Origin of the sequence: Candidatus Magnetobacterium casense, from assembly GCF_000714715.1 — a bacterium.
GTDB lineage: Bacteria > Nitrospirota > Thermodesulfovibrionia > Thermodesulfovibrionales > Magnetobacteriaceae > Magnetobacterium > Magnetobacterium casense.
The window spans coordinates 85,904-106,899 of the sequence record NZ_JMFO01000002.1; the positions used below are offsets into that span (position 1 = coordinate 85,904).

Below are 20,996 nucleotides of genomic sequence, written 5' to 3' on the forward strand. Positions count from 1 at the left end.
CCTGAGGAGCATCAGGAGGCGTGTATGAAGGATAACGTTGCCAAGGCCATCAACATACGGTATGTGATAGGTGGCGTCATCGTTCTATGTGTTGCAGTTGGAGTGCTGTTTTATATTTATGCACCTAAGTCCGCCCCTGATGGGAAGGATGCAAAGGTCTATGAGTTGAGCCTTGGCCATAACATGCCCCCGGGCAGCGCCATGTACGTAGCCGCACAGAAATTTGCCTATACCGTCAGGGACAAAACCGGCGGACGTGTGAAGATCAACATATCCCCGGCCCAACAGCTTGGGGACGACTACAAGATGATCGAAATGGCAGTAAATGGCCAACTGGATATACTGATTTCCCCTGCGGCCAAGTTAAGCGTGATCATGCCGGGTATGCAATATGCGGATATCCCTTTTTTGTTTCCGCATATTGAGGATGCCTATGCAATGCTGGATGGTCAACCTGGCGCCCTGCTACTGGAGAGGCTAAAGCAGGAAGGCCTTATCGGGGTAGCGTTTTGGGGCAACGGGTTTAAGCAATTCACCGCAAACAGACCCGTGTACTCCCCAAAGGACTTTGCCGGTATGAATGTCCGAATAATCAATAACGACCTTGTATCAGATCAGTTCATTACCCTTGGGGCAAAGCCTGTCCCGATAGACTTGTACAAGGCCTACGATGCACTAAAGAACAGAGAGACTGATGCCCAGGAGAACACTATCGCTGCCATATACGGCTTTAAGTTTTACGAGGTTCAGTCCAACCTGATAATAAGCAATCACGCATACATGGCCTACGTCTTTTGCTTTAGCAAAAAGACCCTCGGTTACTTGCCTGATGACATCGTGCAAACCCTCATGGAGACGGCTAAGGAGTTGAAATCGTTTGAGAGAGAGCTGGCAACAAAAACGGAAGGTGACTACATCAAGGCCATAAAAGAAGCAGGCGTCAATGTCATATATCTCAGCGAACCGCAGATCAAGGGTTTTCAGGAAGCAACCAGACACATAATCGATAAATACAGAACCATCGTAGGCCAGGATGTCATCGACCTTACGCTGGAATATCTCAGAAAAAAGTACAACTACAGTAAAAATGACGATATCATAATCGGTCTCAATGCCGACATGAGCATGGGCGCTGCCCTGACAGGTATGGCCATAAGGCGCGGAATGGAGCTTGCCGTAAACGAAGTCAACGCACGGGGAGGACTGCTCGGCAAAAAGCTGTCCATGGTGTTGATGGACCATAAGGTGTCATCTGACCTCAGTGAGAGAAACGTAAGGGCCTTTAGCAAGATGAAAAACCTGGTGGCTATAATGGGCGGAATCCACGGTATGCTGATCATGGGAGACCTCGAACTTATACATAAGGAAAAGATTATATATCTCGTCCCATGGGCCGCCTCAGACAAGATCACCAATAACTCGTACAACCCTAATTATGTATTCAGGGTTTCTATCAATGATGAAAAGGCAGGCGATTTCCTGATACAACAGGCACTAAAGAAGTCTGAAAAAATAGCCTTTTTACTTGTAAATAATAATTGGGGTCAAGAAAACGGCAGGATAATGACAAACTGTCTCCGTCAACGTAACCTGACGCCGTTTGCGGTGGAATACCTTAACATGGGCGAGGAAAATATAGAACAACAAGCGTATAATATCGAAGATTCCGGCGCCGAGGTATTGATCGTTATCGCAACTGCATTTGACAGGGCGGCAATTATGAAAGGACTGGCACGACTCAGAAAGAAAATACCCATCATCTCTCATATGACTTTTATCACCGGGGGATATGTACCGCAACAGCTTAAAGGCATGGATTTAAGCTTCATACAGACATTTTCTTCTTTCTTAAATCCCAGGGATGAATTGACCAGGAGAGTGCTCGGAGAATATCTTGATACCTATAACATTAACACGGCACAGGAGATACCCGTACCGGCAGCAACGGCGCAGGCCTATGACCTTGTCAACCTCCTGGTAATGGCGATCAATAAAGCCGGAACCTTTGACCGTCCAGCCGTACGTGATGCCCTTGAAGATATCAAAAGCTACAGCGGACTGGTAAAAACATATTCCCCTCCATTTACAAAGACAAGACATGATGCCCTCGATATCTCTGACTACTTTATGGCCAGGTATGACAACAACGGAATAATAGTACCCATTGACAAGAGGTCAAGGTGATTACCCGGGCTCCCGTGAAGAGCCTGAAAAAACGGCTACTGCAACAGTATATAATGGTCATAACAGGCTTGCTGTTTTTTATTACCATTGTGGTTGCCATTCTGTTGGAAAGAACCCTCACAGGCGATTTAAATAAGTATCTGCTGTTACATGGCGAAAATTGCATGGAGAAGCTTGAACAACGCCTGGTATATGCCTTTGAGAACGTTCAGAGCTTTAGCAAAAACCCGCTTTTCCTTGGATTCATTGTCTATAACAAGATCAGATCGGAGTCCCTGCCAAAGTTGCTTGAGAGTTTTGTGACAAAAAATGTCCTGTCTGTAACCATGGTGCGTCTTGACAGAAGTATAATTTACTCAACGCTAAAGGAGCCGCCTGATTATTCAGGGGTAATACATCTGAAAATGGCAATGGCTGTCGGTGAGCCAAGATTTTACCTCTCCAGCTACAAGAATCTGAGCTACATAGTGCCTATTTATTTATACAAACACGTTCAGGCAGCCATGATCATCGAATATGACCTGGCTGACATCTTTGATAAAATACAGCTCAAAGACACCTTCGCTTACAGACTGTATGCCGATAACGTCATTGTATCAGAAAAGGGTTTTAAGGCAAAAGAATCCCATATCTTATTCAGAAATTATGCAACCGGAGACTATCCTACCCTTAACCAACTGAAGATATCAATAGAGCTTGGTGCGCTCAGGTCCCAGTACAGAGAGGTCATCTTTGATGCCATCACCAAGCTGCTCTTTGCAGGGATGTTGTTTATACTTGTTGCTATTTTCATTGCCGTCAGAATGGGTAACGGCATATGCAGGCCAATCCTGACGCTGTGTGCCAGGGTTGAGAGGTCCTCGGAAGACGGTGTCAGATGCAGTCCGCTGGGGACTGACGATGAGCTGGAACTCCTGGCCGGTATCTTTGACACCAGGACAGAGCAGATGCAACAGGAAATAGCACAACGCAAACGTGCCGAGGCAAACCTCCAGAGCGCCCACGATGACCTGGAGGTGCGTGTGCAAGAGCGCACGGCAGAGCTTGCCAGAGCAAAGGAGGCCGCCGAGGTATCTGCCAGGGTCAAGGCCACATTTTTGGCAAACATGAGCCACGAAATCAGAACCCCTATGAACGCAATAATAGGCTTTGTCGAACTGCTCATCGATAGCTCCAGCCTAACAGTCACAGAAACAAAACGCTACCTAAGTATTATAATGAACTCGGCACATACCTTACTGGGGCTGATAAACGACATCCTCGATATCAGCAAGCTGGAAAGCGGTAAGATGACCATGGAACTGAGGCCCTTTAACCTTAGCGATTTGCTCGGGAGTCTGTACCAGATGTTTGACATCAAAGTGCGTGAGAAGGGACTCGATTTCACCTGTAACATTGACTCCAGGCTCGCCGGGGGCAATTTCACAAGCGACCCCTTGCGCCTGATGCAGATACTAATAAATCTTACAGGGAATGCCATTAAATTCACAGAAAAAGGCAGCATACGCATACATGTATATCCATACACGGAGGCAGACCTCGTCTGCTTTGACATCATCGATACGGGGATCGGTATACCCACTGAGAGGATAGGTAGTATCTTTGATGCCTTTACGCAGGCCGATAGCTCAACAACACGACGTTTTGGTGGCACGGGCCTTGGCACGACAATCTCCAGGCAACTGATTGAAATGCTGGGAGGTCGCATATGGGTGGAAAGCCAACCCGGCAAGGGGAGTACATTTCACTTTACCGTCAGCATGAAACGGACAGATGAACCTGCACAGTACCTGTTCAGAGGCGTGGATGTCACCGATGGCAGCGTGCATACGGCAAAACCACACAGGGGCTTTCGGATACTGGTTGCAGACGACCTTGAAGAAAACATCGTCTTGCTAAAGACTCGCCTGGAGCGTGAGGGACATACCGTATTGGTGGCCAGGGACGGCATAGAGGCAATTGAATGCTTTAAGGGTAATCCCGTTGACCTTATCCTGATGGATATACAGATGCCCAATATGGACGGAGTTGAGGCCACAGGACATATCCGTACCCTGGAAGCAGCATTATCAGCGACATCATCGGCTTCATCATCTGCTGCCAATGTGCAGATACCAATTATCGCCCTGACGGCAAGTGTAATGAGTAACGAGGTGGCCGGCTATATACACAACGGCTTCAGTGCCGTCATTGGCAAGCCTGTCAACTTCAGGCAGCTTTTTAATACAATAGAAGACGTAATCCCGCAGGGGAGCGTACAGGTGTCCGTTGACAGGGCGGATGGCGAAACGTTGCCTATGCCAACCACCCTTGAGGGTATCGACGTGGAAAAAGGTATCGACAAGTGGATGGACCCTATGGTCTACATGGAAGGCTTGACGGGGTTTTCGGACAAGTACGGCAACGCAGCACAGATAATATCATCTCTGCTTGATGATAACGATATGGATAAAGCCGGCAGACTCCTGCATTCCATAAAAGGTCTGTCGGGAAATCTGGAACTGCCCCAGGTCTACAGGATTTCCAAAGAAATAGAGCATAGTCTCAGGGAGCATGATATTGACCGTGCCAGGACGTTGCTGACAGAGTTTATGGAGGCGCTCAGTACGGTTGTTGCATCTATTGCCAGAATCGGCGTGCAGCAACCACATAGAGGGCAGCAGAAAACCGTAAAGAGATAGTGCATTCAGCCATGGCGTAACCGCTGCCCTGCTCTCGTGCCGGATAGAAAAGAAGAAACCGTTTATGCTAAAATAAAAGCGTAATGAATAACAACTAACAACATACTTAGGAGTGCATCACTTATGGGACAAAGTAAAGGTGAGTTTCAGGAGGCACCTGAAGGTTCGGTCAACGAAGAACTACGGACCCCGACGATGTATAAGGTGTTCATCCTAAACGATGATTATACAACAATGGAGTTTGTTGTCAATGTACTTGAGACCATATTTCACAAGACCTCTGCGGAGGCCACACAGTTAATGCTGCAAATCCACCGCAGCGGTTCAGGGCTTTGTGGCATCTACACGCGGGATATTGCCGAAACAAAGGTGGCCGCAGTGCATGAGATGGCCAAAAATAACGAGTTCCCGTTAAAGTGTGTAATGGAAGAGGAGTAAACAGCATGATAAACAAGGACCTTGAAATAAGCATAGAGGCAACGATCAATGAAGCCAAACGCCGCGGACATGAGTACCTGTGCATAGAACACATACTCTTTGCCATCCTCCACGACGACAAGGGTATTGACATAATAACCAATTGTGGGGGCAGCATTGCAAATCTGAAGTCTGCGCTAAATGATTTCTTTGGCAAGAAGGTCCCAAAGCTGCCCAAGAGCAAGCGCGATATCCCTCAACCCACGGTAGGCTTCCAGCGCGTGCTGCAACGGGCGCTGTGGCACCTCCAGTCCTCGGGCAAGGACGAAGTGGATGCCGGAGACCTCCTGGCCTCCATCTACATGGAAGAGGATTGCTATGCCAGCTACTTCCTCCAGCGTGAGGGAGTGACGCGCCTGGACGTCCTCAACTACATTTCACACGGGATAACCAAGATTGTCGGCGACTCTGATGCCTCCGAACATCCCGGTGATGATGCCTATCACTCCGACAGCAAGAGTCAGGCCGATGCCCTGAAACACTTCACCGTCAACCTCATAGACAAGGCCGCCAATGGCGATATCGACCCCCTAATTGGCAGAGAGACTGAAATCCAACGCACAATCCAGGTGCTGTGTCGCCGACGCAAGAACAATCCCGTCTTTGTCGGTGAACCAGGTGTTGGAAAAACGGCCATCGTGGAGGGATTGGCCCTGAAGATATTTGAAGGAAACGTCCCCGATGCACTGAAAAACACCCACATCTTTCTCCTTGACATGGGCAGCATGCTTGCCGGAACCAAGTTCAGGGGCGAGTTTGAGGCACGCCTGAAGTCAACCATTGATGCCCTTAAGAAGATAAAAAACGCCATCTTCTTCATAGACGAAATACACACCATCGTTGGAGCCGGCGCTACCAGCGGCGGGGCACTGGATGCCTCCAACATCCTCAAGCCCGTCCTGAGTACCGGAAAACTCCGGTGCATTGGTGCAAGCACATACGAGGAGTACAAGAACTACTTCGAAAAGGACCGTGCGCTGTCAAGGCGATTTCAAAAGATAGAGGTACACGAACCCTCAATCGATGAATCCTGTCAGATACTGCATGGTTTGAAGTCTTATTATGAAGCCTTTCACGGTGTGAGCTTCACGGACGATGCAATAAAGAGCGCGGTTGAGTTGTCGGCCAAGTACATCAATGACCGTTACCTGCCCGATAAGGCCATAGACGTCATGGATGAGACCGGGGCGCTAGTGAGGCTCTCCGGCGAAAAACACAAGACCGTGGACACGCTTGATGTGGAAAACGTCGTGGCCAAGATCGCCAGGATACCCGTTCGCACCCTCTCCGTGCCCGAGGCGGACAAGCTCCGGGGACTGGAGACCGACCTTAAGCGGCGCGTCTTTGGACAGGATGAGGCCATCGTCTCCGTAGTCACGGCGATAAAGCGCTCACGTGCCGGGCTGGGATTGACCGAAAGACCAACCGGGTGTTTCCTGTTTACCGGACCAACCGGCGTGGGAAAAACCGAAATCGCAAAACAGTTGGCAAACATCATGGGCGTTAAGTTCATACGCTTTGACATGAGCGAGTACATGGAAAAACATGCCGTGGCCAGGTTAATCGGTGCCCCTCCGGGGTACATTGGCTTTGACCAGGGCGGACTGCTCACCGACGAAATCAGAAAACATCCATTCAGCGTCGTACTCTTTGACGAAATAGAAAAGGCACACCAGGACGTCTACAACATCCTCCTGCAGGTCATGGACTACGCTACGCTCACCGACAACAACGGTAAAAAGGCCGACTTCAGAAACGTGATAGTCATCATGACATCCAATGCTGGCGCCCGCGATATGGACAAGAACGCCATCGGCTTTGGCGACAGAACCATGGATACCGCAACAAAGGGCAAGGATGCCATCAAGCAGGTCTTCAGTCCCGAGTTCAGAAACCGCCTCGATGACATCGTCTTCTTCAACCCCCTGGCCGATGAGACGATGGCACGGATCGTTGACAAGTTCATCGGCGAACTGGCCGGGCAGTTGAAGCAGAAGGGCGTTGCCCTGGCAATCAACCAGGACGTCCGGAACTGGCTGTGCAAGAAGGGCTTTGATGCACACTTTGGGGCGCGTCCCCTTGCGCGTCTGCTGCAAAAGGAGCTTAAAACAGTCCTGGCCGATGAGATACTCTTTGGCCGACTACAACAGGGCGGGGACGTATGCGTGCAACTCGCCGACGATAAGCCGGAGTTTGTATACGGCGATGCCTGTATTCAGGCTGACTGAGGAGTGCGTCTTTCCATCTCCCGCACTCGCGCGTTGGGATGGCCTGCTTGCCGTGGGGGCGATCTGAGTGTGGAGCGTCTGTTGGCGGCTTATCGACTGGGGATATTCCCTTGGTATGGCCCCGACAGCCCCATGTTGTGGTGGTCGCCGGACCCACGGATCGTACTGATCCCACAGGATATCAGGATATCGCGCAGCCTGCGGCAGACCATAAAAAAAGGCATCTTTCAGGTAACCACCGACAAGGCATTCGTCGATGTCATTATCAACTGCTCTCAGGCCAAAAGGGGTAACGGGGGCGATACCTGGCTTAACAGGGAGATGATTGAGGCCTACGTCAGATTGCATAAAGCCGGCTTTGCGCATTCCATAGAGAGCTGGTGCGACGGCGAACTGACAGGGGGACTCTATGGGGTTGCCTTGGGGGGGGTGTTTTTTGGCGAATCCATGTTCTTCAAAAAGAGCAACGCCTCCAAGGTGGCATTTGCAACCATCGTACCAAAGCTCATAGAATGGGGCTTTGTGCTGATTGACTGCCAGGTCACCACACAGTATCTTGTGAACTTTGGTGCCACGCACATGCCACGAACGGACTTCATGCGCATACTCAAAAGCGCCACCCGTATAGACACCAGTTGCGAGAGATGGAAAAATAACGACTATATACACGATATTGTCTGATTTTCCGCAATAAACCTGTATTTCAAGAACTTGACTGCCCAAAAGCCTGTATGATATCTTAATGACTGTTAGGGTTGGCATCTGTAAGAAAAGAAAAAGGAGGTAGTTTTTCTGTTGAGACAGTAGTCTAAGATGTAGACTTACCAAACAAATCAAGAAGGAGCTCTAAGCAATGAGAAGCAAAAAAGTTTTTTTGAGTTTGTTGGTTGCGTTGCTGTTGATTACGGCTAACGTAGCACATGTAGCAGAAGCTTGTACGATTACGCTTAGTCCGGCGAATGTGACGGTTGAGGCCTATGCAACCTCCGGTACCATTAGCGTAACGGCAAACAGTGGTTGTTCGTGGATCGCCTCGACGGTTGACTCATGGGTAACTATCACCTCCGGTGCTTCGGCCACTGGTAGTGGAACAGTAAACTACAATGTGGCGGCAAACACTGGAGCATACCGCGTCGCTAACATCAACTTTGTCGATGCAGACACTGGAGGCAACGCTGTAGCGGTATTCAGCGTTCGTCAGAACCCTCCAACGACACCAACACCGACACCGTCGGGTACTCCTCAGCCAACACCGTCGGGTACTCCTCAACCAACACCGTCGGGTACTCCTCAACCAACACCGTCGGGTACTCCTCAACCAACACCGACACCAACCTGCACGGTTACAATCAGCCCAATGGACAAGCAATTCCCACCATCAGGCGGTACCGGCTCCTTTAACGTAACGGCGCCAGGTGGATGTGCATGGACGGCCACAACCGGCGATACATGGGTAACCATCACCTCCGGCAATTCCGGTACGGGTGGCGGGGTTGTAAACTACACCGTGGCATCATACACGGGTACAACGGCCCGCACCGCTATGATCAACCTCCCCGGAGCAACACATAAAGTCAAACAGGAAGCTGCAGGCACACCAACACCAACGCCATCGGGTACACCGGGACCAACGCCATCGGGTACACCAATGCCGACGCCATCGGGTACACCGGGACCAACGCCGACACCAACCTGTACGGTAACAGTCAGCCCGGTGAGTATGACCTATACCTCCGCCGGTGGCAGTGGCTCATTCAGCGTAACGACAAACAGTACTTGTACGTGGACCGCTTCAACCGTTGATACCTGGGTGACTATCACATCGGGCGCTTCCGGTACCGGTAACGGGACGGTAAACTACACGGTGGCCTCACACACGGGTACAACAGCACGCACCGGTATTATCAACCTCCCTGGAGCGTATTTTAAGGTCCTCCAGAACGCCCCCACTTCCAACTGTACGGCAACAATCAATCCTGCGTACAAGCAATTCATGGCATCCGGAGGTAATGACCACTTTGACGTAATCTCGCCAAGTGGCTGTACATGGAATGCCTCAACTACCGATACGTGGGTGACCATTACCTCCGGTGCTTCCGGTACCGGTAATGGGGTTGTAAACTACACCGTGGCAGCAAACACGGGTACGTCGGCACGCACCGGTATTATCAACGTAGGCGGAGTTGGATTTACTATCAAGCAGGACGCTGCCACATCCAACTGTACGGTAACACTCAATCCGGTAAACAAACAGTTTCCGCCATCGGGAGGCAGCGGCTACTTCAATGTAAACGCACCAGGTGGATGTACATGGACGGCCTCAACCGTTGATACCTGGGTGACTATCACCTCAGGCAATTCAGGTACCGGCTATGGGACGGTATATTACACCGTGGCAGCAAACACGGGCACAACGGTTCGCACCGCCATGATCAACGTAGGCGGAGCGGTATTTAAGGTTGTCCAGGACCCTCCTGCGTCAACCTGTTCCGTTGGGATCAACCCCACAGGCAAGAAGTTCATGTCCTCCGGCGGCAGTGACCACTTTGATGTAACGGTATCAGGTAGTTGCACGTGGACGGCCACAACTGCTGATACGTGGGTAACCATCACCTCGGGTGCTTCAGGCACCAGCAATGGTGTGGTAAACTACACCGTGGCACAGAACACGAGCACATACCCGCGCACCGGTATAATCAACGTCGCAGGGAAGGCATTTACGATTCTCCAGGACCCCGCTACGTCAAGTTGTACCATTACAATCAGCCCTACCAACATGAACTATACATCCACCGGTGGCAGTGGCAATGTCAACGTAACGGCGTCAAGCAGTTGCGCATGGACGGCTATGACGGCTGACTCGTGGATAACCCTGAACTCCGGCACCTCAGGCACCGGCAATGGCGTGGTGGATTACACGGTGGCGTCGTACACTGGCACAAGCGCCCGTACCGGCATTATCAACATAGGCGGAGCGGCCTTCACGATTGTACAGAACCCTTCCACGTCAACCTGTACGATTACAGTCAGTCCAACGAGCAAGAGTTTTGCCCCATCAGGCGGCACCGACAGCGTCAGTGTAACGGCTGACAGCGCTTGCGCATGGACGGCCTCAAGCAGTGACAGTTGGATAGTCATAACTGCCGGCAGTTCGGGCAGTGGCAGCAGCACTGTAAGTTACACGGTAGCTGAAAACACAGGCACAACCCAAAGAACCGGTACGATGACCATCGGTGGTCAGTCCGTCACGGTTACTCAGGAAGCTGCAACAGGATGTACCTTCTCAATCTCTCCTCTCAGCAAGCAGTTCCAGTCATATGGCGGCAGTGATACCGTAAGCCTAGTGGCAGATACGGGATGCACCTGGTCGGCAACCAGCAACGACTCCTGGATAACCATAAATGCCGGTAGTACATCCGGTTCGGGTAGCGCCACTGTCTCCTACTCGGTAGCATCAAACTCGGGGGCCTCACGCAGCGGTACAATGACCATAGGTGGACAGACCTTCACGGTGACTCAACTTGGTAGCGACTGTTCAACCGGTATGTCGATAAATCCGATTACTAAGGAATTCCCCTCCGCCGGTGGTGACGACATAGTAGAGGTAGCAACGCCAAACACCGGCTGCACCTGGACGGCAATCAGCAATGACTCCTGGATAAGCATTGTATCAGGCAGCTCAGGCACCGGCAATGGCATCGTAGATTACACCGTGGCAGAGAATACAACCTCAAGCTCACGCACCGGTACCATGACCATTGCAGGACAGACCTTTAAGGTAACCCAGAAAGCGGCAGAGGCAGACCAGGTGACCCTAACGGTAACAATGGCCTATCCCGCTAGCAGCTCAATAAATGCAGAGTCGAAGATAGCAAATCCCATGCAGGGTTCCGTCTATGGCATTGTGACGGTATCCAGTGGAAAGTTCTCCTGGAGCCAGGACGGCAAGATCGGCACGGCATCCTTTAAGAAGGACCTGGTGGTTGTGCTCTCGGCACAAGAGGGCTTAGGTTCAGCGATCAAGGGTTGGACTGGCTGCGACCTCAACATCGGAACCAACCAGTGCATGGTGAAGATGACCGAAAACAAGAAGATAACAATAGCGTTCTCCCTGTCCAGGAAGGCCGAATACGACTTTGACGGCGACGGCAACAGCGATGTGATATGGAGAAACTCCACCAACGGAGACGTCTACATCTGGTTAATGGACGGTAAGACCATAAAGGGCGGCGGCTATGTTGTCAGAAACACGGGGCTTGATTGGGATATCAAGACCGTAGGCGATTTTAATGGCGATGGCAGGGCTGATATCCTGTGGCAGCACAAGACAACCGGGGATGTCTACATATACATTATGAGTGGTACCGAGATATCAACCGGTGGTTTTGCAGTAAGGGGTATGCCGTCGGAGTGGGTAGTCAAGGCACTTGGCGATTTCGACGGTGATGGCAAGATTGACATCATGTGGAGAAATAAAGACAAAGGTGATGTCTACATCTGGTTAATGGATGGTAAAGATATCATCGGTGGCGGCTACATACTCAGAGGCATGACGGCAGATTGGACCATAAAGGTCATAGCCGACTTAAACGGAGACAAAAAGAGCGATGTAGTATGGCAAAATTCCGTACACGGCGATATCTATGTATGGCTGCTCAATGGTCTGACTGTATTAGGCCAGGGTCATGCTGCCAGGGGTATCCCAAACAACTGGGTGATCGAGGCCATCAGCGACTTTAATGGCGATGGCAAGGCCGATATCCTGTGGCATGAGACATCAGCTCACGACTACGCGCTCTGGTTTATGGATGGCGCCACTATCGTTGGTGGTGACTATGTAACCCGAGCAATACCCGCTAAATGGCTTCTGATGAAGGCCGGAGACTATGACGGCGACGGCAAATCTGACCTGATCTGGAGAGACTCCATCACTGGAGATGTCTACCTGCACATACTCAATAACGGCACCACTATAAGGGACCATGGGTTTGTCGCAAACGGTGTCCCCGCAGAATGGGAAACCAGGTAGTTGTCTTTGTCGGTGAATACCTGATATAAACCAAAGAGTTTAACTCGCAAACGGGGGGGCTGGTAAAACAGCCCCTTTTATTTTCTTGTATCGCACACAACCGCAACGTGCTATGCTGTATTACCACAGGATTTCTGTATCTTCTTTATATTTCATGGTAACTATGCTGTTACGCATCCTGGATTCCTGGTCAAGCCAGGAATGACACACTTGGAAAACGGCTGTAACTGTCATTCCTGCGAAAGCAGGAATCCATGTCTTTAAACCATGAAGTTAATTTGCCATGCTTTTTAAAGAGGATACGGATTTTTTTACAGCAAGTCTTTTTCTGTGAGACAAGAGTGTCTTGTTTTTGCTATCATACTGAATCACAATATATAGGAGGCATACTATGAGATTTATAGAGGAAGCTAAATTTAGGAATAAGCTCATTATTATATTGATACTGCCGCTTTTGAGTCTGTCTTATCTTTCGATCAGCGAGGTGCTCAGTAAATACAAGGTGGCCCGACAGATGGGGGCTATGCAGGGCATGTCGGAGCTTGCCGTAAAGATAAGCGCCCTGGTACACGAACTTCAGAAGGAGCGTGGTGCATCGGCGGGGTTTCTTGGCAGCAAGGGTGCGAAGTTTGGCCCGGAACTCAAGGAGCAATACACAACCACCGACAAAAAGCTGAAGGAACTTGAGGCGTTTGAGGCAACGGATGCCAAGACCGCCTTTAAGGCCGAAATGGATGCGGCAAACAAACAACTCCAACAACTCAATGGCAACCGGGAACTGGTAGGTGGCCTTAAAATATCAGGCGGGGAGGCCATCAAGTATTACACCGGTATGATATCCGACCTCTTACATGTCATAACCAGGATGGGCAAGTTAAGCAGCAACGCGGAAATTTCGACACTTGCCATTGCCTACGTCAATTTCCTGCAGGCAAAGGAGCGTGTAGGGCAGGAGAGGGCTGTTTTGAGTAACACCTTTGGTGCCAATGCGTTTGCTACGGGGATGTTCGTCAAATACTGTTTTCTGTCCTCGGCGCAGGAGACCTATATGAGGTCTTTCCTTTCGCTGGCCGATGAGGAGCAGAAGCAGTTTTATACCAACAAGATGACAGGACCGGTCGTTGAGGAAGTAGAGAGCATGAGAAAGGTAGCCTTTGATAAGGCCATCGTTGGAAACTTTGGTATAGATGCGGTGCACTGGTTTAAGAAGATGACGGAGAAGATAAATATGCTCAAGGAGGTTGAGGACAAGCTCTCCGGCGACCTCAGCGCAAAGGCGCATAGGCTTCAGGCATGGGCAAGGACGGAACTTGTGTTGTACATAGTGTTGACGGTAGTGGTGTTGGCGGTGTCGATTTTTTGGGCATACGTGGTAATAGTCGGGATATTGAAACAGTTAGGCGGTGAGCCTGCCGTGGTTGTTGACATTGCCAAGAGGATTGCCGATGGCGACCTGACTATTGACTTCACGGACGACAAGCCTGGTCGTGGCACCGGCGATACGGGACTGTATGCCGCCATCAAGGACATGGTACATAACCTCAGGGAAATTGTATCGGAGGTGAAGGAGTCTGCCAACAGCGTATCGGTGGGCAGTCAGGAGTTGATGACCTCCGCTGCGCAGACCTCCGAGGGGGCGACGGAGCAGGCGGCCTCTATCGAGGAGACGTCGTCGTCGATGGAGGAGATGGCCTCCAACATAAAACGAAATGCCGCAAATGCCCACCAGACGGAAAAAATAGCCCGTGACCTGGTGGGTGAGGCACAGCAGGCTGGCAAGGCCGTTTCACAGAGCGTTGTGGCCATAAAACAGATAGCCGAAAAGATAACCATCATAGATGAGATAGCGCGTAAGACAAACCTGTTAGCCCTCAATGCGGCAATAGAGTCGGCAAGGGCCGGGGAGTTTGGCAAGGGTTTTGCCGTTGTCTCAGCCGAAATCAGAAAGCTGGCTGAACGTAGTCAGGAGGCCGCCGCACAGATAAACGAACTGTCCAATTCAAGCATTAAAATTGCCGAATCAACTGGTAAGATGCTGGACAAACTCGTGCCGGATATAGAAAAAACCGCATCCCTGGTAGAGGAGATCACGGTATCGAGCAAGGAGCAGGACATCGGCGCCGAGCAGATAAACAAGGCCATACAGCAATTGGATAAGGTGGTGCAGCAAAACGCCGGCACTGCCAATGAGGTGTCTTCCACGGCAGAGACACTGGCTGGTCATGCGCAACAACTGCAACGCTCGGTGACCTTCTTTAAGACCGGCCAAGGGTAAGGCTCAGTCAATAGTCAATCTGTTATTCCCTGGTTGCCGAGGGTGAACTCCACGGGCTTTCGTGCGTGATTCATCCCCCTGGACTTCACGATTCGGAGTGTCCTTTTGGCCTCACCATCGTAGTACAGGTCTCCGAGAACGATCCAGACATCCATCAGGGCTGAAATCCCTGAGTCGATTTGCCCGCAGTTTTTGTCATCAGAGACATGGTCAGTGCATAGTGTTGTTACGTTGTATTGTCTGAGGTAATCAATCAGGTTGACAAATAGATTGCCGGCATCCTTTGAGGCTGTCCTTGAGGTAAAAAACGATATGTGATCCAATACCACCACGGCAGGCTTAAAGGATTCGATAGCATTACAGATAACGGTAAGGGTCATCTCCGGGCCATCGAGGCTTGGGCGGGATGTGTAAAACTTCAGCAATCCGCTTTCTACGTGTCTCTCCAAATCCATTCCAACAGAGTGCATGTCTCTCACGATCTGGCAATGCAACTCGTTAAACGACAAAAACAGACACCTGTTGCCACGTTGGCAGACACTATCTGCAAAACTCGCCGCAAAACTGGTCTTGCCCGTGCCTGAGCTGCCGGTTATCAGTATACTGCTTGCACGATAAAAGCCTCTGCCGTCTAACATGTTATCGAGCATTTCAATCCCCGACGATATGCGTTCTGCCGTTAGCTCATGGCATAGGGATTTTACTGCAAAGATATTGATACCATTGCTGTCTATAAAGAACAAATGCTCATTGGTTGCGTGGCAGGAGCCACGATACTTTAATATCCTTAAACGCCTTGTTGACACCTGTTCGTCCATTTTACGGTTAAGAAGGATAACGCAATCGGAGAGATATTGCTCTACGCCGTTCATGTTAACCACTCGCTCGTGCCGCTCGCTCGTAAAGACCGACGTAACACCAAGCCCCTTGAGGTGGCCAAAGAACCGGTACAGCTCCGGGCGTACACCGGGGTTATCAAGCATCCCTGTTAAGAGAGGGTCTATGCTATCGATTAACAGTCTCTTGGCCCCAAGCCTCTCAACGGCATTTTTTACCAGGACAAAGAATCCGCCAAGGTCGTAAGTATTAGATTTTGTAATGTCGTCTCTTTCTATAAACAAGTAGGAAACATAGATTTTATCTTCTTTCTGGAGTTGAACCAAGTCCCAATTGAATGATGAGTAGTTTTGATTGAACTCTGCTTCGTTTTCTCCAAAGCATATCATGACTCCAGGTTCGTTGTAATGGCGGGCACCACTGACAATAAACTCCAGGCCAAAGATCGTCTTTCCGGAACCAGGGCCGCCATATATCAGAGTTGTCCGTCCCCTGGGCAGACCACCCCCGCTAATATCATCAAAACCCCTTATAGACGTTGGACACTTTTCAACAGCCGTTGAATACTCCTGTGGCATGAACCCTTTAGCTATATATTTCATAAGCCCTCCATCAAATCTATCTGCCATATTCTAACACGGAATCACTCATGGTTGCAAATACAGGGCAATCGCAATTGGCTGTAAGAAAAAAAAAGGGGCGGTTTGTGGCAGGGGCGGGTGCGAAAAAACCCCCTTGACGCGATGCACCGACAATGGGTATCATATGGACACAATGTTAGCGCCACAGCAACAACTTGAGGTCATCAAGCGTGGGACGTCTGATATCATCCACGAGGCGGAGCTGCTGGAAAAGCTCCGGCTGGGCAGACCCCTGCGGATTAAGGCCGGCTTTGACCCCACGGCTCCGGACATACACCTGGGACACACGGTGTTGATCGAAAAGATGAGGCAGTTCCAGGAACTTGGCCACGAGGTGACCTTCCTGATAGGCGATTTCACCGGCATGATCGGCGACCCCAGTGGTAAAAACGAACTGCGCAAACCCCTTACCAGCGAAGAGGTCAGCCAAAACGCCGCCACTTATCGGCAACAGATATTCAAGATACTCGATGCCGACAAGACGCACGTCCGTTTCAACAGCGAGTGGCTTTCGGCAATGAGTGCCATGGATATCGCAAAGCTGGGGGCAATGCAAACGGTTGCAAGAATGCTTGAGCGCGACGACTTCAAGAAGCGTTTTGAGAACCACAACGCTATTACGCTGCTGGAGTTCTACTACCCGTTATTTCAGGCCTACGACTCCGCACACCTTATGGCAGATGTCGAGCTTGGTGGCTCAGACCAGCGGTTCAACCTCCTGATGGGCAGGACGATCCAACACCAGTGCAATCAACCCGAACAGGTTGTCATCATGATGCCCCTGCTGGAGGGCCTCGATGGCGTCAACAAGATGTCAAAGAGCCTGGGCAACTACATCGGGATCAACGAACCGCCAAAGGAAATTTTTGGTAAACTGATGTCCACGACGGACGACCTGATGCTGAGGTACTACGAGTTGTTGAGCCACATCTCCGTCGGGGAACTCAACGCCCTAAAGGTCGGCATAGCGGATGGCTCCGTGCATCCCAAGAAGGCCAAGGAGGCCCTGGCCGTCGAGCTTACGGCGCGGTATCACTCCATGAGCGAGGCCATGCGGGTGCAACAGGAGTTCGACCAGGTGTTTAAGTCACGGCAACTGCCCGATGAGATCGAGGAACGCTATATACCATGGAGTGCTGCACAGATGTGGGTGCCACAGATAATGAAGGACTCCGGCCTTGTCACAAGCACCGGGGAGGCCATGAGACTCATCAAACAGGGCGGGGTACTCATCGATAACGCAAAGGTCACAGACACAAAGGCCACTCTGCCTCAGGGCCAGTACGTATTCAAAGTCGGCAAGCGAAAGTTCCTGAAGATCAGCCCCAAATGACAAAACTTAAGTTTTGAAACCAAACTACAGATATATAATGTTAAGTAGGCTGGTATAGGCTGATGTATTTATTTATGCAACGGAGGTTGTTCTGATGAAGAGAGTGGTTTTGGTGTTGTTTGTAAGCATGTTGCTTGCAGGATGTGCGGTATATCATGATGCTTCGCTCATTGACCCGTACTACAAGGGTTGCCATTATGAGGCTAACGGCAGTTGGGTATGCGGCTATGACAGAGGCTACAGCATAACGGCTGATACGTGCTGTGATTATCCGGTGGCTTACAGGACAAAGATGCGTGAGTATGAGGTGCCGGTCTATCGGCCATATACGTATGGTCCTTACTATGGCCCGTATTACCCATATTATGGTCCTTATTATCCTTATTGAGGTGAGTTGAATGAACAAGATCGATACAGGTATGTTTTGGAGAATAGTCAATCTTATAGCCGTGGTGATTTCCGTGTTTATAATGTTATCGTTTATGAACGTCTTGCCGTCCTTTGGTGAGCAGATCGAAGAGAAGGATACCATCTACGTAGAGGACACAAGAGGGCCGGTGCTAAGACCGGTGGCGGATAAGGTGGTCGTACACGATGGCCAGCGTCATGACCCCTACAGGCCATATACGAGAAGATTTGCAGAACCTATCCCTCTTGAAATCTACAAGAGCGTCAATCCCATGGGCAATCTCAACGCCAATATGATATATCTTGCAGACCAACTCAAGCGTAACGTCGATATGCAAGACGTTAATCTCCCGATCATTGTGACGTCGTTTCAGAACCTTGACAATCTCAAGGAGACAAACCGCCTGGGCAGACTCATAGCCGAAAGCCTGATCCACGAGTTTCAGGTCAGACACTGGACGGTCATAGATATCAGGCTGGTAACGGACGTGATCATGAATGAAAACGGCGAGTTCTCACTGAGTCGGGATATCAAAAAGGTCAAAGACCTCTACAACGTAGGCGCCATTGTTACGGGCACGTACAGCATAGCCGAGGACTGCATAGTGGTCAACGCCCGCCTGATGAACATCAATACCGGCGTGGTACAGTCCAGCGGTCAGGTGGCAATCCCGTTTGGTGGCATCGAAAGCCTCCTGCAACGATACACGCAGCCAAAGACGATGAAGATAAAGGGCGAGAGCTTTGAAAAATAGAGCACTGCTCTCAATCGTCCTTGGAACCCTGCTGATGCCGGCGCTGTTACTGACCAGTGGATGTGGCGGTGTACTCAATGAGGTGTCATCGACGTTTCGCTGCCGGGACAGGGCCGCCTACAACGATGATATAATCGTGCAGTTGAAGCTCAAGGACGTCTTTGACGAAGTGGCGGCGGAACTCTGTAGTGCTTCCTGTGCGCAGGGTTGCCTGCCAAACACCCCGGGATGTGTCGGAAAGACGATCATAGTGACCGACTTCGTTGACATCGTGACTCTCATGCCACGCGGAGCAGGACTCTTTATGAGCGAGTTGATGAGAAACAGTATCAACAACACCTGCTGTTACAAGGTCGTGCAGGGTGAGTTCCGCAACTACTTCAAACTCTCACCCGATGGCCTGGTGGCTCTGACAAGAAATCCCAACGAAATAAAATCCGACGAATACGCACACAGCGAAAGCATCGTCGGCACCTACAAGCTCACCGATGGCAGGCTGTACCTGTTTGTGCGTCGCATAAACGTCCACACGGGCAATATTTCCAAATTCGTCACCAAGGAGATATCATACAAGTGCATGGGCGATATGATCATAAAATCCGTAAACTAGGTGACTGATTCCAGACTGTCGCACAGTTTTATTGCGCTGATTCCAATCCTTAATATACAATAGACGACATCGGGGGGCATTGTCCCCCCTTATTAAATGAATCAAGACATAGAAAAACTAATCTTACAAGATAAGAAAAAAGGCCTGTCTGATAAAGATATTGGTAACAAATACGGGGTCACACTCAAGGCCATTGAGAGGATTGTTACCAGGGAGTTTGGTGTAAACATATCCAATACCGCCAATCAGTTGCTCCCTTCCACCAAAAAAGAAATAAAGACAATTACCCCAAAGGGCTTTGCCGTTGAAAAGACAACCGTCTGGAGCTTTAAGTCACGCGGCACCTGGGCCACACACAATGGCAACTACCGTGGAAACTGGTCTCCTTATATCCCGCGAAACGTTATCCTGAAGTATTCAAAGATGCACGACCTGGTGCTTGATTGCTTCTGTGGCGCCGGTACCACTGGGGTTGAGTGCAAGCTGCTCGGCAGAAACTTCATCGGGATAGACATCAACGCCGCTGCCATAGGGCTTGCCACCGAAAACATGGACTTTGACCCGGGTCAAGACCATGACGATGCCAACGCGGAGCTTTTTGTTGGCGATGCAAGGGACCTCAACGGCATCGGTGATGCCACCGTAGACCTGATCTGCGCCCATCCCCCATATGCCGATATTATCCGCTATACCCACGATAACGACAAAGACCTGTCGGCTTACGGTGTCGGCAGATTCCTCGATGAGATAGACAAGGTGGCACGTGAGAGCTATCGGGTGTTGAAGCGCAGCGGCCATTGTGCAATCTTAATCGGGGATATGCGCAAGAATAAAAATGTGATCCCACTTGGCTTCCGGACCATAGAGAGATACTTAATGGCCGGTTTTGTACTAAAGGAGCTGATCATAAAGAGGCAACACAATTGCAAGACGACGGGATTTTGGTACAACAACAGCGTAAAGTACAACTTCCTGCTCCTTGCTCATGAGTATCTTGCCGTCTTTGTAAAGAAGAAAAGGGATATCCGAACCGGCAAAGAATCACCCCCTGCATCGTTGATATGCTATGACGGAGATTTGATCGATGATATAAAAATCCTGGAGTCAACCACGGTGTGGATATTTAACGAAAAAGAATGGCAACACGATGTCATCCTTAACCTGATAAAGAGGTACTCCTCAGGGAATTACGTCTTCTTTGGCAAGGATGCAGGAGGCATTACCGGCATTGATCTGATAATCGCCCTCTGTTGGGACGACATCGATGACGTAAGTTGCTTTGCAGAGGAGGCACTGTCCGAAGGCGGGATACTTGCAATTATCTGCGAGGATAGCCGTGGGCGGGACGGCCTGATAATTGCCACCACCATGAAAACGGAACAACGTCTCAGAGGCAACAAGACCCTTGAAATAAAGGAATTGGTGGTGGTCTCAATTGAAAATGGTACAAAATCCACAAACGGTGAAAGTCTTGAGATTACCCACAAATACATACTGATCTACAGAAAGGCTGGCACATGAGAAAGTCATGGATAGTC

The 20,996-nt window shown here is 50.2% G+C and carries 12 protein-coding genes and 1 pseudogene; 12 read left to right on the forward strand and 1 reads right to left on the reverse strand.

Features of this window, described 5'->3' with window-relative positions; all coding sequences use genetic code 11:
- The first annotated feature begins 24 nt into the window (after nucleotides 1–24).
- The 7 genes and pseudogenes from Mcas_RS16030 to Mcas_RS18620 all read left to right on the forward strand — a co-directional run bounded on the left by Mcas_RS16030 (nucleotide 25) and on the right by Mcas_RS18620 (nucleotide 14,874).
- A complete protein-coding gene (locus tag Mcas_RS16030; protein WP_052566678.1) occupies nucleotides 25–2,184 on the forward strand; it encodes a DctP family TRAP transporter solute-binding subunit in 2,160 nt (719 codons plus the stop codon).
- On the forward strand, nucleotides 2,181–4,865 hold the full coding sequence (locus Mcas_RS16035; RefSeq protein ID WP_052566679.1) for an ATP-binding protein: 2,685 nt from the start codon (nucleotides 2,181–2,183) through the stop codon (nucleotides 4,863–4,865). The genes Mcas_RS16030 and Mcas_RS16035 overlap by 4 nt, the downstream gene beginning before the upstream one ends.
- Before the next feature lie 123 nt (nucleotides 4,866–4,988).
- Nucleotides 4,989–5,303, forward strand: coding sequence for an ATP-dependent Clp protease adapter ClpS (gene clpS / locus Mcas_RS01425; RefSeq protein WP_040333614.1), 315 nt, complete (start codon nucleotides 4,989–4,991; stop codon nucleotides 5,301–5,303).
- Between the two features lie 5 nt (nucleotides 5,304–5,308).
- Entirely contained in the window at nucleotides 5,309–7,570 is a 2,262-nt protein-coding gene (clpA, locus tag Mcas_RS01430) for an ATP-dependent Clp protease ATP-binding subunit ClpA (RefSeq protein WP_040333616.1), read from the forward strand.
- Nucleotides 7,548–8,251, forward strand: a pseudogene (gene aat, locus Mcas_RS01435) (leucyl/phenylalanyl-tRNA--protein transferase). Before clpA ends, aat begins: the two are co-directional and overlap by 23 nt.
- A 172-nt stretch (nucleotides 8,252–8,423) precedes the next feature.
- A complete protein-coding gene (locus tag Mcas_RS01440; RefSeq protein ID WP_156032995.1) occupies nucleotides 8,424–12,599 on the forward strand; it encodes a BACON domain-containing protein in 4,176 nt (1,391 codons plus the stop codon).
- A gap of 391 nt (nucleotides 12,600–12,990) precedes the next feature.
- Nucleotides 12,991–14,874, forward strand: coding sequence for a methyl-accepting chemotaxis protein (locus tag Mcas_RS18620; RefSeq protein WP_052566680.1), 1,884 nt, complete (start codon nucleotides 12,991–12,993; stop codon nucleotides 14,872–14,874).
- Between the two features lie 14 nt (nucleotides 14,875–14,888).
- On the opposite strand, the gene kaiC is transcribed toward Mcas_RS18620, so the two are convergent.
- A complete protein-coding gene (kaiC, locus tag Mcas_RS01450) occupies nucleotides 14,889–16,313 on the reverse strand; it encodes a circadian clock protein KaiC (RefSeq protein ID WP_162176222.1) in 1,425 nt (474 codons plus the stop codon).
- A 172-nt stretch (nucleotides 16,314–16,485) separates the two neighbouring features.
- Here kaiC and tyrS point away from each other — a divergent pair, with 172 nt between their 5' ends.
- The 5 genes from tyrS (at nucleotide 16,486) to Mcas_RS17305 (ending at nucleotide 20,979) form a co-directional block, all read left to right on the forward strand.
- On the forward strand, nucleotides 16,486–17,685 hold the full coding sequence (tyrS, locus tag Mcas_RS01455) for a tyrosine--tRNA ligase (protein ID WP_040333691.1): 1,200 nt from the start codon (nucleotides 16,486–16,488) through the stop codon (nucleotides 17,683–17,685).
- A 94-nt stretch (nucleotides 17,686–17,779) separates the two neighbouring features.
- On the forward strand, nucleotides 17,780–18,073 hold the full coding sequence (locus Mcas_RS01460) for a hypothetical protein (RefSeq protein ID WP_040333620.1): 294 nt from the start codon (nucleotides 17,780–17,782) through the stop codon (nucleotides 18,071–18,073).
- A 10-nt stretch (nucleotides 18,074–18,083) separates the two neighbouring features.
- Nucleotides 18,084–18,848, forward strand: a complete 765-nt coding sequence (locus Mcas_RS16045; RefSeq protein ID WP_052566681.1) for a FlgO family outer membrane protein — start codon at nucleotides 18,084–18,086, stop codon at nucleotides 18,846–18,848.
- Complete coding sequence (locus Mcas_RS01470) at nucleotides 18,838–19,458, forward strand: FlgO family outer membrane protein (protein ID WP_040333622.1); 621 nt, start codon at nucleotides 18,838–18,840, stop codon at nucleotides 19,456–19,458. The genes Mcas_RS16045 and Mcas_RS01470 overlap by 11 nt, the downstream gene beginning before the upstream one ends.
- A 96-nt stretch (nucleotides 19,459–19,554) precedes the next feature.
- Nucleotides 19,555–20,979 carry a TRM11 family SAM-dependent methyltransferase gene (locus tag Mcas_RS17305; protein ID WP_081853515.1) on the forward strand — a complete coding sequence of 475 codons (1,425 nt, stop codon included), beginning with the start codon at nucleotides 19,555–19,557 and terminating at the stop codon, nucleotides 20,977–20,979.
- Nucleotides 20,980–20,996 lie beyond the last annotated feature (17 nt).

Coding starts and splice junctions, on each gene's coding strand:
- Mcas_RS16030 (WP_052566678.1), top strand. CDS start 25: ATGAAGGATAACGTTGCCAAGGCCATCAACATACGGTATGTGATAGGT.
- clpS (WP_040333614.1), top strand. CDS start 4,989: ATGGGACAAAGTAAAGGTGAGTTTCAGGAGGCACCTGAAGGTTCGGTC.
- clpA (WP_040333616.1), top strand. CDS start 5,309: ATGATAAACAAGGACCTTGAAATAAGCATAGAGGCAACGATCAATGAA.
- Mcas_RS01440 (WP_156032995.1), top strand. CDS start 8,424: ATGAGAAGCAAAAAAGTTTTTTTGAGTTTGTTGGTTGCGTTGCTGTTG.
- Mcas_RS18620 (WP_052566680.1), top strand. CDS start 12,991: ATGAGATTTATAGAGGAAGCTAAATTTAGGAATAAGCTCATTATTATA.
- kaiC (WP_162176222.1), bottom strand. CDS start 16,313: ATGAAATATATAGCTAAAGGGTTCATGCCACAGGAGTATTCAACGGCT.
- tyrS (WP_040333691.1), top strand. CDS start 16,486: ATGTTAGCGCCACAGCAACAACTTGAGGTCATCAAGCGTGGGACGTCT.
- Mcas_RS01460 (WP_040333620.1), top strand. CDS start 17,780: ATGAAGAGAGTGGTTTTGGTGTTGTTTGTAAGCATGTTGCTTGCAGGA.
- Mcas_RS16045 (WP_052566681.1), top strand. CDS start 18,084: ATGAACAAGATCGATACAGGTATGTTTTGGAGAATAGTCAATCTTATA.
- Mcas_RS17305 (WP_081853515.1), top strand. CDS start 19,555: ATGAATCAAGACATAGAAAAACTAATCTTACAAGATAAGAAAAAAGGC.